At 69.5% G+C, this 11,711-nt stretch carries 12 protein-coding genes; 3 read left to right on the forward strand and 9 right to left on the reverse strand.

The window, feature by feature from the left end; all coding sequences use genetic code 11:
• Positions 1-21 precede the first annotated feature (21 nt).
• Positions 22-1,617: a GMC oxidoreductase gene (locus ACFXK0_RS11415; protein ID WP_379409987.1), complete on the forward strand. Its 1,596-nt coding sequence runs from the start codon at positions 22-24 to the stop codon at positions 1,615-1,617.
• A gap of 67 nt (positions 1,618-1,684) precedes the next feature.
• Here the strand turns inward: ACFXK0_RS11415 and ACFXK0_RS11420 are convergent, their stop codons facing one another.
• The 7 genes from ACFXK0_RS11420 to ACFXK0_RS11450 all read right to left on the reverse strand — a co-directional run bounded on the left by ACFXK0_RS11420 (position 1,685) and on the right by ACFXK0_RS11450 (position 6,685).
• Positions 1,685-1,972 carry a hypothetical protein gene (locus ACFXK0_RS11420; protein WP_379409988.1) on the reverse strand — a complete coding sequence of 96 codons (288 nt, stop codon included), beginning with the start codon at positions 1,970-1,972 and terminating at the stop codon, positions 1,685-1,687.
• An 86-nt stretch (positions 1,973-2,058) separates the two neighbouring features.
• Positions 2,059-2,796 (reverse strand): GntR family transcriptional regulator, encoded by a 738-nt coding sequence (locus ACFXK0_RS11425; protein WP_379409989.1) that lies wholly within the window; start codon positions 2,794-2,796, stop codon positions 2,059-2,061.
• Positions 2,797-2,904: 108 nt separating this feature from the next.
• The gene (locus ACFXK0_RS11430; protein WP_379409990.1) at positions 2,905-4,212 is read right to left on the reverse strand and encodes a serine hydrolase domain-containing protein; all 1,308 of its coding nucleotides are present in this window, start codon (positions 4,210-4,212) and stop codon (positions 2,905-2,907) included.
• Between the two features lie 86 nt (positions 4,213-4,298).
• Positions 4,299-4,838 carry a hypothetical protein gene (locus ACFXK0_RS11435; RefSeq protein WP_379409992.1) on the reverse strand — a complete coding sequence of 180 codons (540 nt, stop codon included), beginning with the start codon at positions 4,836-4,838 and terminating at the stop codon, positions 4,299-4,301.
• Between the two features lie 134 nt (positions 4,839-4,972).
• Positions 4,973-5,578: a DUF305 domain-containing protein gene (locus tag ACFXK0_RS11440; RefSeq protein ID WP_379409993.1), complete on the reverse strand. Its 606-nt coding sequence runs from the start codon at positions 5,576-5,578 to the stop codon at positions 4,973-4,975.
• A gap of 64 nt (positions 5,579-5,642) precedes the next feature.
• Positions 5,643-6,041 (reverse strand): DUF6153 family protein, encoded by a 399-nt coding sequence (locus ACFXK0_RS11445; protein ID WP_379409994.1) that lies wholly within the window; start codon positions 6,039-6,041, stop codon positions 5,643-5,645.
• Positions 6,042-6,103: 62 nt separating this feature from the next.
• Positions 6,104-6,685 carry a hypothetical protein gene (locus tag ACFXK0_RS11450; RefSeq protein ID WP_379409995.1) on the reverse strand — a complete coding sequence of 194 codons (582 nt, stop codon included), beginning with the start codon at positions 6,683-6,685 and terminating at the stop codon, positions 6,104-6,106.
• A 400-nt stretch (positions 6,686-7,085) separates the two neighbouring features.
• On the opposite strand from ACFXK0_RS11450, the gene ACFXK0_RS11455 reads away from it, so the two are divergent.
• Both ACFXK0_RS11455 and ACFXK0_RS11460 read left to right on the forward strand, forming a co-directional pair.
• A complete protein-coding gene (locus tag ACFXK0_RS11455) occupies positions 7,086-8,234 on the forward strand; it encodes a class I SAM-dependent methyltransferase (RefSeq protein WP_379409996.1) in 1,149 nt (382 codons plus the stop codon).
• A 138-nt stretch (positions 8,235-8,372) separates the two neighbouring features.
• Positions 8,373-9,245, forward strand: a complete 873-nt coding sequence (locus ACFXK0_RS11460) for a Bax inhibitor-1/YccA family protein (RefSeq protein ID WP_379409997.1) — start codon at positions 8,373-8,375, stop codon at positions 9,243-9,245.
• Between the two features lie 173 nt (positions 9,246-9,418).
• Here the strand turns inward: ACFXK0_RS11460 and ACFXK0_RS11465 are convergent, their stop codons facing one another.
• Both ACFXK0_RS11465 and ACFXK0_RS11470 read right to left on the reverse strand, forming a co-directional pair.
• A complete protein-coding gene (locus ACFXK0_RS11465) occupies positions 9,419-10,639 on the reverse strand; it encodes an acetyl-CoA C-acetyltransferase (RefSeq protein ID WP_379409998.1) in 1,221 nt (406 codons plus the stop codon).
• Between the two features lie 61 nt (positions 10,640-10,700).
• On the reverse strand, positions 10,701-11,570 hold the full coding sequence (locus ACFXK0_RS11470) for an SGNH/GDSL hydrolase family protein (RefSeq protein WP_379409999.1): 870 nt from the start codon (positions 11,568-11,570) through the stop codon (positions 10,701-10,703).
• Positions 11,571-11,711 lie beyond the last annotated feature (141 nt).

Consider the following 11,711-nt stretch of genomic DNA (forward strand, 5'->3'; position numbering starts at 1 on the left):
CAGCTAGCTGAAGGTTGTGGAATGTCGAAGATCTCCCGCCGGTCACTGCTGACCGGCGCCGCCGCGATGGGCCTGACCCTCGCCGCGACCCGCACTGCCGGTGCCCATCCCGGTATCGCCGCGCGCACCGGGGGAGTGCCGCTCACCCGCGAGGACCGCCGGGTGGTGGTGATCGGTTCCGGCTTCGGCGGTGGCGTGACCGCGCTGCGGCTGGCCCAGGCGGGCGTGCCGGTGCTGCTGCTCGAACGCGGCAAGCGCTGGGAAACCGGCCCGAACGCGCAGACCTTCCCGCACGCCAACAACCCCGACAAGCGCATCCTCTGGCACCGCTCGGAGAAGGCGCTGTTCGGCAGGCCGATGATCTTCGAGCCCTACACCGGCCTGGTGGAAGCGGTGCCGGGCACCGGCATGACCGCGCTGTGCGCGGCGGGGCTCGGCGGCGGATCGCTGATCTACCAGGGCATGTCGCTGCAGCCCACCCGCGAGGTGTTCGAAGCGCACTTCCCGGCCGAGCTCGACTGGACGCGGCTGGACCGCGTGCACTACCCGCGGGTGGCGCGCATGCTCGGGCTGGCCACCGCCCCCGACGAACTCATCGCGCACGAGAACTACGCCGCGGCCCGGGTTTTCGCCGACCGGGTGCGGGCCGCTGGCCTGCCGCTGTCGAAGATCCCGATGCCCATCGACTGGAACTACGCGCTGGCCGAACTGCGCGGGGAGATGGCGCCGTCCTACACCAACGGTGACGGCGCGATGGGTGTCAACAACGGCGGCAAGCACACCGTCGATGTCACCTACGTGGCCGCCGCCGAGGCGACCGGCTTGGTCGACGTGCAGACCCTGCACGAGGTCATGGAGATCGAGCGCGCCGCCGACGGCCGCTGGGTGGTGCACGTCGACCGGGTCGACACCACCGGCACCGTCCAGGAAACCAAGATCATCACCACCCCGACGCTGGTCATGGCCGCCGGCAGCCTCAACACCACCAAGCTGCTGGTGCGGGCCGCGGCGAAGGGGCAGATCGCCGACCTGCCCGACGAGCTCGGGCGCGGCTGGGGCAGCAACGCCGACCGGATCTACGTGTGGAACAACCCGACTGCCGGGTTCGGGGCCGAGCAGGGCGGCCCGGTCGTCTACGGCAGCCTGAACTGGGACGACCCGCAGCGCGCGCACACCGTCATCCAGGCGTCGCTGCCGCCACTGGCCGTCGATCCCGGTTCGACCATGCTCGTCGGCTACGGCGTGAGCCAGGGTCGCGGCGAATTCGTCTACGACGCCGGGGCGGACCAGGCGACGCTGCGCTGGCCGGGCGACGGCGACCGGGTCATCCAGGAGGGCTCCATCGCCCCCACGGTCGAGCGGATCGCGGGCCCGGGCAGCATGCTGCTCGACACCAATCTGGCGTTCCCGTCGACCTGGCATCCGCTCGGCGGCGCGAACATGGGCACGGTGTGCGATGTGGACGGACGGGTCCTCGGGCAGCGCGGTCTCTACGTGATCGACGGTGCGCTCATGCCGGGCAACACCGCGGCCTGCAATCCGTCGATGACGATCGCCGCCCTCGCCGAGCGCGCGCTGGACAACCTGGTCCGCACCGACGTGGGCACGGTGATCTGACCGACTGGACTGTGGCGGGTGTGATCGTTGGCGCGCGCAGCCGGAATCCGGTGCGCGCGCCAGCGAATCAGCCCGCCGAGCCGGGAATCGGCGGGACGAACCAGGGGAGCAGGCCCGAGCCGGTGCCGGGCGCGCTCGAGCCGGGGTCGGCGTCGAAGGATCCGGTGCCGCTGCCCAGGTCGGCGTCGACCGAGCCCGCGCTGCCGGTCGGCGGGCCGAGTTCGACCGAGCCGGAGGGGAACAGGTCCCAGTCGGCGCCGCCGATGGCGTTGGCGGTGCCGCCCGTGGCGACCAGCGCGGCCGCTGCGAGCGTGGTCAGCAGACCGGCGCGGGTGATGGATGTGGATACGGACACGGGTGATACCTCCGAGCACTTCGCTGTGATAGCACCCAGACGGTAACTGAAATAACTGAATTTCACACCAGTTCGGACCGGTAGGTTCAGGCCGTGACCTGTGCGCGCTGCCCCACTTCCATCTGTACCTGATAGCGATCCGACCGGTACCAGCTGTGCGTGTGCTCGATCGGTACCTCCGCGCTGAACGACACCCGGTCGAAATGCAGCACGGGGGAACCCTTCTTGACGCCGAGCAGCGCGGAGACCCCGGAATCGGCGCCCTGGGCATCCACCGTCTGCACCGCCCGCTCGATCGGCCTGCCGTAGCCCTCGGCGGTGGTCCGGTAGATCGAGCCGGTCAGGTCGTGCGAGATCAGGCCGGGCACGAGTTCGGGATTGAACCAGGCGTCGTCCACGCTCACCGGTTCCTCGTCGGCCAGGCGCAACCGCCGCACGTGATAGGCGCGCGCGCCCTGGGGCAGGCGCAGCGCGCGGGCGGTGGCCTCGGGTGCGACGGCCTCCTCGGCGAGCAGCACCAGCGTCGTCGGGTGATGACCGAGCGCGCGCATCTCCTCGGTGAACGAGGCCAGATGCAACCGCGACTGCACCGGCCGGTGCGCCACGAAGGTGCCCTTGCCGCGCACCCGGACCAGATACCCCTCGTTGACGAGCTGACCGATCGCCTCGCGCACCGTGATCCGGCTGACGCCGTAGTCCTGCATCAGGTTGCGCTCGCTGGTCATCAGATCGCCCGGCTGCAGCTCGCGCGTGCACTTCTGCAGCAGGATCGCGCGCAGTTGTTCGTGCTTGGGCACTGCGCTGTCGCGCAGCGGTGCGGGCATGGGGGCGGCTCCTTCCCCGATCGGCGAACCGGTCCTAACTGGTCATGTCCGGTCGGTTCAGAATACGCGACCCGCGTCCGCGCGCCCAGGGCGAATACGCGGTGACCGTCAGCGGATACCTGGCGTGCGCGGATCGGTGCCGACGCAGCCCAGCACGAGACAGCCGGGCGGCGCGTCGGCGAAGGGTGCCTTGGGCGTCTCGCCCAGACATTCGATCATGTTGCAGCCAGGGTAGGCGTAGGGGCCGATGCCGAGGGTGCCGAAGAACGGGTCTGGGCGCGCGATCATCGGATCGGTCACGCTGACATCCGGGCGTTGCTGGTACTCGCCGGGATCGGGAAGCACCGGATCGCGGAACGACAGCACCAGCGCCCGCATCACATCGTGGGTGTAGGTCGAGGACGCGCCGAACGTCGCCAGGCCGGTCCAGTTGAGCACCAGGTCGAGGCTGGGCACGATGTAGCTGTCGTTGCGCAGCATGCCCGACATCTTCACCGCGTCCAACGGCAGGCCGGGGAACTCGAGCCGGCATGGTTCGCCGTTGATGACGAACAGGAAGCCGTAGCAGGGCATGCTCGCCGACGGGGAGAGCGCCTGGTGCATGTACTCGGCCGAGATCACCTGCACCTCGTTCCAGCTGCCCCGGTTGCCCACCAGCAGTCCGAGTTTGGCGAAATCGTCCGGCGGCAACATCAGGTGCGCGTGCCCATAGGTGTTGCCCGCGCGATCACGGGCCCAGTAGTAGTCCGACCGGGCTATACCCAACGGGTCGAACAGCTTTCGCTGGGCGAAGGTCTGGAAATCCTCGCCGACGGCCTGCTGGATCACGAATACCAGCAGGTCGACCGCGCGCTGGCTGTAGCGGAACATGGTGCCCTGCGGACGTTCGATCGGCATGGCCAGCGCTTGGGCGACCACATTGGGGTCCAGCTGGGCCAGCCCCGTCGCGCCCTCGGCGGCCACCGCCACCTCCATGCCGGAGGACTCGGTGAGCAGGTTGCGCACGGTGATCGCGCGATGCTCGGCGTCGCCGAGACCGGCGGGCAGGTAGCGGTCGATCGGGTCGTCGATCCGCAGCAGGCCGGCGTCGACGGCGGCGCCGGCGACCAGCGCGACCACGCTCTTGGTCCCGCTCCACAGATTCCACGGCACCCCACCGGATTCGGCGTTGCGTGGCCCGGTGGCGATCAGGCAGTCGTTGCGGTAGAGCTGGATATTGAAGCGCGTGGGGTCCACGGCCAGCTCCATCGCGGTGGCGACGCCGCCGGGATCCAGGCCGACCTGGGCCGGTGTCGCGGCCTGTGGGGTGCGCCCCGAGCTGACCTCGCACTGCTCGGTGGCGGCGGGCTCGGCGCCGGCGGCGCCGGGCAGTACCGCGCCAGAGGCGAGGGTCAGGGCGGTAATCGCCGCTGCCACAGCATGTTTCAGATACGCGTTCACGTCCACCCTCCCGGTGATGTCTCGGGTGGGAATCGTGAACGATCACGTTCTTGTTACGGACCTCAGCTGCCGTAGAGCTTGCAGACCTCGATCGCGGTGTCCTTGGACGCGTTGAACGTATCGATCACGTCGTTCAGTTCGTCGGTGGGGGCGCGGCGATCGAGGGTGTCGGCCAAGGTGTTGGTCTTGTCGCGATAGTCGGCCAGCGGCACCGACAGATCCGAGATCACATCGCTGGTGAGCTTGCGGTCGAGATCTGTGGCGTTGTTGCGCAGCGTGGTGACGGCCTCGGTGGCCTTGGTGTCGGTATCGGCCGCGCGGTTGTTGCTGGCGTCGATGTAGGCGTTGAAGGAGGTGACCGAACTCTTGTTGGCCGCGCGCAGACCATCGCAGGCGGTGTCGTTGGCCGCCTCGATCCGCGCCGCCTTGGACGAGGACGCCGCCGCCGAGGACGCCGCCACCTCGGAGGTGTACTGGGCGAGCTCGGTGACATTGGCCTCCGCCGTGCCCTGCACCTGCTTCGAGCAGGCGCTGATGAAGATCACTCCGGTCACGGTCGCCGCGAGCGCGATGCCCAGGCCTGCTCGTTCCAGTACGCGCATGTCCTTCTCCTCCCTCAAGGCCGAACATATCGACCGTACTGGCTGTACCCGGACGGCGTCAGCTCGCGGTGCCGATATCGATGACCAACCGAGACACGGCGCCGGGTGTCCGCCCCCGGCGCCGCCTCGTTCGACTACTGGCCGAGCATGCCGCGCATGGTGGCGATCTCAGCCTCCTGATCGGCCACGATCGTCGTCGCCAGCTGCCGGGATTCGGCATTGACGCCACCGGCGAGCTCGGTCTTCGCCATGTCGACCGCGCCGAGATGGTGCTCGATCATCAGCTCGAGCCACTGCCGGTCGAACTCGGCGTCGCGGGCGGCCTCGAGCGCGCTCATCTGCGCCTCGGTCATCATGCCCGGCATATCGTGGCCGCCGTGTCCGCCCGCGCTCGGCGCCGACTCGCCGAAGCTGGTGAGCAGGGTGGTGATCTGCGCCATCTCCGGCGCCTGCGCCTGCTCCACCTGCGTGGCCAGTGCCCGCAGCTGCGGGTTCTGGGTGCGGTCGGGCACCAGCTGCGCCATCTCGACGGCCTGCGCGTGGTGCGGGTACATCATCTGCAGGAAGGTGACGTCGGCGTCGTTGAAATCGGTGCGGACGCCGGTCGTGCTGGTCGCCGCGCTGGTGCTCGCGGGATGCTCGGCGGTGGTGGTGGCGGTGTCGTCGCCACAGCCCGCGGCGAACAGGGCGGCGGCGACGGCGGCGGCGAGCACGGTGCCGCGGGTACGGGTGTTGGACATGGGTGATCCTCCTGGGGATTCGGGTGTGGGTGAACAGGTCGGGGCCGCGTGCGCGGCCGACCTGTCAGATCCGCAGAATCGCCAGTTGGGAGAGGGTGAGAACGGTCCACGGCGGGGAACGTTCACGGGTGCTGCGCCAGACCAGCAGTGCCGCGCGGACCAGTACGGCGCTGTCGCCGAGGCGATAGAGCAGCACCAGGGTGAGGGCCGCCAGCAGCGCGGCGAGCACGAAGACGCAGCCGTGGATGCCCGCGTGTTCGGCGCAGCCGCCCGCGCCGCAGTCGGTGTCGACCGGCGGGGCGGTGGCGGCATCCTGGGTGTGGGTGACGTGCGCGCCGGTGTGTTCGGTGTGCGCGGTGGTGAACACGGCCGAATGCATGGCGACGATCCCGGCCAGCAGGGCCAGCAGAACGAGGGCCCTGGCGATGCCCGGGGCCCGCGCGTGCGGCGGCCGATCGTTCACGGTAGCCAGTCTAACCAGCGGCGTCGGCGTCCCCGAAATACCCCGACTCGGTAGGGGTAGACCTACTGGACGGCGATATCGACGACCACCCGCGGCGGGTCGGCCAGCGCGGTGACCGCGAACGGCGGCCGCGCGGCACCGACGCCGATGAACGACTGCGTCACGCCCTCGTAGACCAGTGATTTGTAGACGCCGGTGATACCGGGCGCGGCCGGATCGGTGACCGGGTCGGGTCCCGCGTACGGCGGAACCACCGAGTCGAACGGGTAGGCCGAGCCGAGGATGCGGACCTCGAGAATCGACTCACCCGCCACCTCGACGGACCGGCCGCTGCCGTCCTGGACCGCGCGGTCGGTGTAGCCGACCTGCCAGCCGGGGGTGCCGCTGCCGCCGAGGGTGTAGACCACCCGGTCGAAGCCCTGTTCACGGACGATCCGGATATCGGTGACGGTCAGCGCCGCGCCGGGGGAGGCCGCACCGGATTTGGGGCCCGCGTCGGTGGGGACCTCGCCGGTGCGGTCGACGAAGGTGCTGGTGGTGCTCGTCGGCGACGCGGTGGTGGCCGCGGGGGTGTCCTCGGTGCCGCAGCCGGACAGTGTCACCGCGATCGCGGCGGCCAGCACGAACACTCCGACATTGCGCATGGGCCGATGGTACGCACGACCGGCCCGCCGACGGGCGCACCGGCGCCGGGTGTGTCCGGTCTACGGTGAGTTTGCTGAGCGTGCGGCCGGGTCGCCGATCCGGGTGCTGGACGCCCGCGTGCGGGCCGGTTCGGGGCGGTGCGGCCCGGGTGTTGCGGCAGGTCCTGCGTTCGATGACATGTCGTGCGGTGCGGGGTCTATCCTGGTACGGCGAATCATTGGGGAACAACGAAATTCGTGAAATCCGGCAATTCGCGGTGATCTGCAAGGGTGTCGCAAATCGATGAAAGCCGTTCGGGGCCATCGGATCAGCCCGTCCCATCGCGCGCTGTGAGCAAGCCCACTGGCTGATATCAGGGTCGGATGTGACGGTGGGGCAACGATCTAGCACACTTGTCGGGTGGACAGTGTCGAGGACGTATTCGCCCGTTTGCGCCGGTTTCCCGACGTGGAGGCGCCCAACCTCTATGCCGTCGACGCCGCGGACCGGTTGCTCCTCGATACCGCCGACCAGGCGTTGACGGCGGTGGGTAGCGGCGAGGTTGCGGTGATCGGTGACGCCTACGGCGCGCTCACCCTCGGCGCGGCCACCCGCCACGATCTCACCGGTCTGCGGGTGCACCAGGACCTGCTGACCGGCGAACTCGCACTGGCGGGCAATGCCAAGAACCTCGGCCTCACCGACCGCTACACCGCGCACGGGCTCGACGCCGACCTGCTCACCGGCGCACGCGTGATCCTGATGCGGCTGCCGCGGATGCTGCCGGGGCTGGCCGAGATCGCCGAGGCCATCGCCCGCTACGCCGCCGAGGACGTGCAGGTCTTCGCCGGCGGTCGCGACAAGTACCTGACCCCGGCGATGAACGGCGTGCTCGCCGAATCCTTCGCGCAGGTGCGTGCCGGACGCGGGCGGCAGAAGTCGCGGGTGCTGGTGGCCGGGGAGCCACGGCCGGTCGGCGCGAGCCGGTTCCCGGTGCGTGAGCACATCATCGAGATCGACGGCGACGTCGTCGCGCACGGCGCCGCCTTCTCCGGTCCGCGCCTCGACATCGGCACCCGTTTCCTGCTCGAACACCTGGACCGGATGAAGCCCGACGCGCGCGAGGCCATCGACCTCGGCTGCGGTACCGGCATTCTCGCGGTCGCGCTGGCCAAGTCGCGCCCGCGCATCCGGGTCGTCGGCACCGACCAGTCCGCCGCCGCCGTCGCCTCGGCCAGGGCCACCGCGGCCGCCAACGGCGTCGCCGACCGGGTGACCGTGGTGCGCGACGACGCGATGTCCTCGGCCGCCGACAACAGCGCCGACCTGGTGCTGTGCAATCCGCCGTTCCATGTCGGCGCCGCGGTGCACACCGGGTCGGCCATCAAGATGTTCGCCGAGACCGGCCGGGTGCTGCGGCCCGGCGGGGAGCTGTGGACGGTGTACAACTCGCACCTGAACTATCGCGGCGTGGTCGAGCGGATGGTCGGGCGCACCGATGTGATCGGGCGGAACCAGAAATTCACGGTGACGCGGTCTGTCCGTGGTCTGCGTGACGTACAACGATAGGGCGCCCCGAACGCGGTAGAGTCCGATTTGTCCCGAACAGACGGTGACCGCGGCGACGGGAACTTTGTCCGATCGTGGCACGTTGAACAGGGCAGTTGGAGCTGTACAGCGAACTCGTAACTCCAAGAAAGGCGCACGGTGCGTACCTCATCGAATCCGGTGTTCAAGAACTTACCCCGCCAGGAGGGTGTCGGCGGTTACGCGAACTTCGGTTCGGGCGTAGCCGGCGCAGGCCAGTTCGGCAATCAGCAGTACGGACAGCAGCAGTACGGCGAATACGGGCAGCAGTACGGCCAGCAGTTCCAGCAGGCCCCCGCCACCCGTGCCATGACCATCGACGACGTGGTCACCAAGACCGGCATCACCCTCGCGGTGCTCACGGTCACGGCGATCATCTCCTTCGCCCTGTCCACGGCCAACCCGTCGCTGGCTCCGCTGTTCGCCATCGGCGGTGGCCTGATCGGCTTCGTGCTGGTCATGGTGGCGACCTTCGGCCGCAAGATGGACAACCCCGCCATCGTCTTGTCCTACGCCGCGTTCGAGGGCCTGTTCCTCGGCGCGATCTCGCTGATGTTCACCGATGTCACCTTCGGCGGCGTGGGCGGTAGCGCCCTGATCGGCCAGGCGGTGCTCGGCACCTTCGGCGTGTTCTTCGGCATGCTGGTGGTCTACAAGACCGGCGCCATCCGGGTCACCCCGCGCTTCACCCGCATGCTGCTGGGCGCGATGGTCGGTGTGCTGGTCCTGATGGTCGGCAACCTGATCGCGAGCTTCTTCACCGACGGCGGCTTCGGCCTGCGCGACGGTGGCGCCCTGGCGATCGTGTTCAGCCTGGTCTGCATCGCCATCGCCGCGTTCAGCTTCCTGCTGGACTTCGACGCCGCCGACCAGCTGATCCGCGCCCAGGCCCCCGAGAAGGCCGCCTGGGGCGTCGCCCTCGGCCTGACCGTCACCCTGGTCTGGCTCTACATCGAGATCCTCCGCCTGCTGAGCTACTTCCAGCGGGACTGACCCGCCTCCCCGCGATTCTGGCCAGACCTAGGCGCGTCTCAGCAGCCTGGGCGGCCGGCGGCGGAGCGGGAGTTGGGTTAGCCGGTACCCGGTGAGTTACCCATGTGCTCACGAGATCAGCGAAGCGGCCCCGAGCGAATCTGCTCGGGGCCGCTTTCGTGTTGTCGGAGGTCCTAGCTCAAGCGCTCGATCACCAGGGCCATTCCTTGCCCGCCGCCGACGCACATGGTCTCCACGCCGAACTGCTTGTCGTAGGTCTGCAGGTTGTTCAGCAGGGTCGCGGTGATGCGGGCACCGGTCATACCGAACGGGTGACCCAGCGCGATCGCGCCACCGGAGACATTGAGCTTGTCCTCGTCGATCTTCAGCTCGCGGGCCGAGCCGAGCACCTGCACCGCGAAGGCCTCGTTGATCTCGAACAGGTCGATATCGGAGACCGACTTGCCCGCGAAGGCCAGCGCCTTCTTGACCGCCTCGACCGGGCCAAGGCCCATGATCTCCGGCGACAGGCCCGACACGCCGGTGGAGACGATGCGCGCGAGCGGGGTCAGGCCCAGCTCCTTGGCCTTGGTGTCGCTCATGATGACCAGCGCGGCGGCGCCGTCGTTGAGCGCGCAGCAGTTGCCCGCGGTGACGGTGCCGTCGGGACGGAAGACCGGCTTGAGCCCGCTCACGCCCTCGTAGGTGACGCCGGCGCGCGGGCCGTCGTCCTTGCTGATCACGGTGCCGTCGGGCAGGGTGACCGGCGAGATCTCCCGCTCGAAGAAGCCGGCCTTGATGGCCGCTTCGGCGCGGTTCTGCGAGCGCACGCCCCAGTGGTCCTGGTCCTCGCGGGTGATGCCGGTCAGCGAGGCGACGTTCTCGGCGGTCTGGCCCATCGCGATGTAGGCGTCGGGCAGCAGGCCGTCCTGGCGCGGGTCGTGCCACGGGCCCTGGCCGCCCTCGGCGGTCTTGGCGGTGCGGGCCACGGCGTCGTCGAACAGGGTGTTCCTGGTGTCGGGCGAGCTGTCGGCCGAGCCGCGCGCGTAGCGCGAGACGGTCTCCACACCGGCGGAGATGAACACATCGCCCTCGCCGGCCTTGATGGCGTGGAAGGCCATCCGGGTGGTCTGCAGCGAGGACGCGCAGTAGCGCTGCACGGTGGTGCCGGGGACGACGTCGAGTCCCAGTTCGATGGCGATCATGCGGCCCATGCCGAAGCCGCCCTCACCGGCGGGGGAGCCGGTGCCCAGGATGATGTCGTCGATCTGGGTCGGGTCGAGCGAGGGGACCTTCGCCAGCGCGGCCTGGACCATCTGCACGGTCAGGTCGTCCGGACGCATACTCGCCAGAGAACCCTTGACGGCACGGCCGATCGGGGAACGGGCGGTAGAGACGATGACGGCCTCGGGCATGAGGACTCCTTTTCAGATGGCTTGCGTGAAACGGCTGTGTACCAACCGGTCCTTCGTGAATCTACGTCTCGCTGTGCGCCACGGGAAGAGCAGGTCGCTCGCGCACGGCCTCGATCAGCACCGGGAGCAGCTGCGCGGCGGCCAGTTCGTAACCCGCCGCGGACGGGTGGAATCCGTCGGTCGCGAACAGGATCTCCGGGGCGGCGCGGAACTCGGAGGCGACCAGCGGTGACCCCATCGGCACCGCGATTCCCCCGGCCAGCGTGGTCGCGACGGTCTGGGCCTTGGCCAGCCGCACACTCCAGTTCGCGACGACCGTGCGCAGCGGTTGCTGGATGGCGGTGACGGTGCCCAGATCCGGGCAGGTGCCGACGACGACGAGCGCGTCGGCGGCGCGCAGCCGCGACACCGCGCTGGCCAGCCTGCGCGCCGAGGCCCGGATCGAGTGCTTCTTGGTGATGTCGTTGGCGCCGACCAGCACCACCGCCGCGTCCGGTGGCGGGCCCGCGACGAACATCGCGTCCACCTGCCCGGCCAGCCCCTTCGAGGTGGCGCCCGAGATGGCTTTGGTGCTGAGCCGGATCCGCAGCCCCGTCGCCGCGGCCAGGCCACGCGCGAGCCGCACGCCCGGTACGTCGGCCGCGCTCAGGCAGCCCAGCCCGGCGGCGGTGGAGTCGCCGAAGATCATCAGGTGCAGGTCGCTGGGTACGCCCTTGCGCCACGGTTCGGGCCGCTGCGCGTCCGGCGCGTAGACGCCGTCGGCCTCCGGCGGTTTGGAGGTGTCGCGCCCGATGACCGCCCGCGCTGCTCCGGCCTGGGTCATCAGCAACCGATAGGTGGCCCAGGAGACCGTGCCCGCGCTGGACCCGGCGAGCAGTGTCGTCGCCCCGGTGACCACAGCGGCACGCCAACCGATTCGAGGTGCGCTCACATCCGGAAATTCTACGACGCGAATCGGCCGGGACGGAGACGCTGACCACAGACAGCCTGGTTGGCGCTACTCCGCTCGGTAGGCGTCGCCGGCGCTCGGCTACGCTCGGGACGGAATTATCGATCTCGGAACGGCAAGAAT

The organism is Nocardia sp. NPDC059177, assembly GCF_042755165.1.
GTDB lineage: Bacteria > Actinomycetota > Actinomycetes > Mycobacteriales > Mycobacteriaceae > Nocardia.

Coding starts and splice junctions, on each gene's coding strand:
- ACFXK0_RS11450 (WP_379409995.1), bottom strand. CDS start 6,685: ATGCGCAATGTCGGAGTGTTCGTGCTGGCCGCCGCGATCGCGGTGACA.
- ACFXK0_RS11465 (WP_379409998.1), bottom strand. CDS start 10,639: ATGCCCGAGGCCGTCATCGTCTCTACCGCCCGTTCCCCGATCGGCCGT.
- ACFXK0_RS11425 (WP_379409989.1), bottom strand. CDS start 2,796: ATGCCCGCACCGCTGCGCGACAGCGCAGTGCCCAAGCACGAACAACTG.
- ACFXK0_RS11415 (WP_379409987.1), top strand. CDS start 22: ATGTCGAAGATCTCCCGCCGGTCACTGCTGACCGGCGCCGCCGCGATG.
- ACFXK0_RS11440 (WP_379409993.1), bottom strand. CDS start 5,578: ATGTCCAACACCCGTACCCGCGGCACCGTGCTCGCCGCCGCCGTCGCC.
- ACFXK0_RS11435 (WP_379409992.1), bottom strand. CDS start 4,838: ATGCGCGTACTGGAACGAGCAGGCCTGGGCATCGCGCTCGCGGCGACC.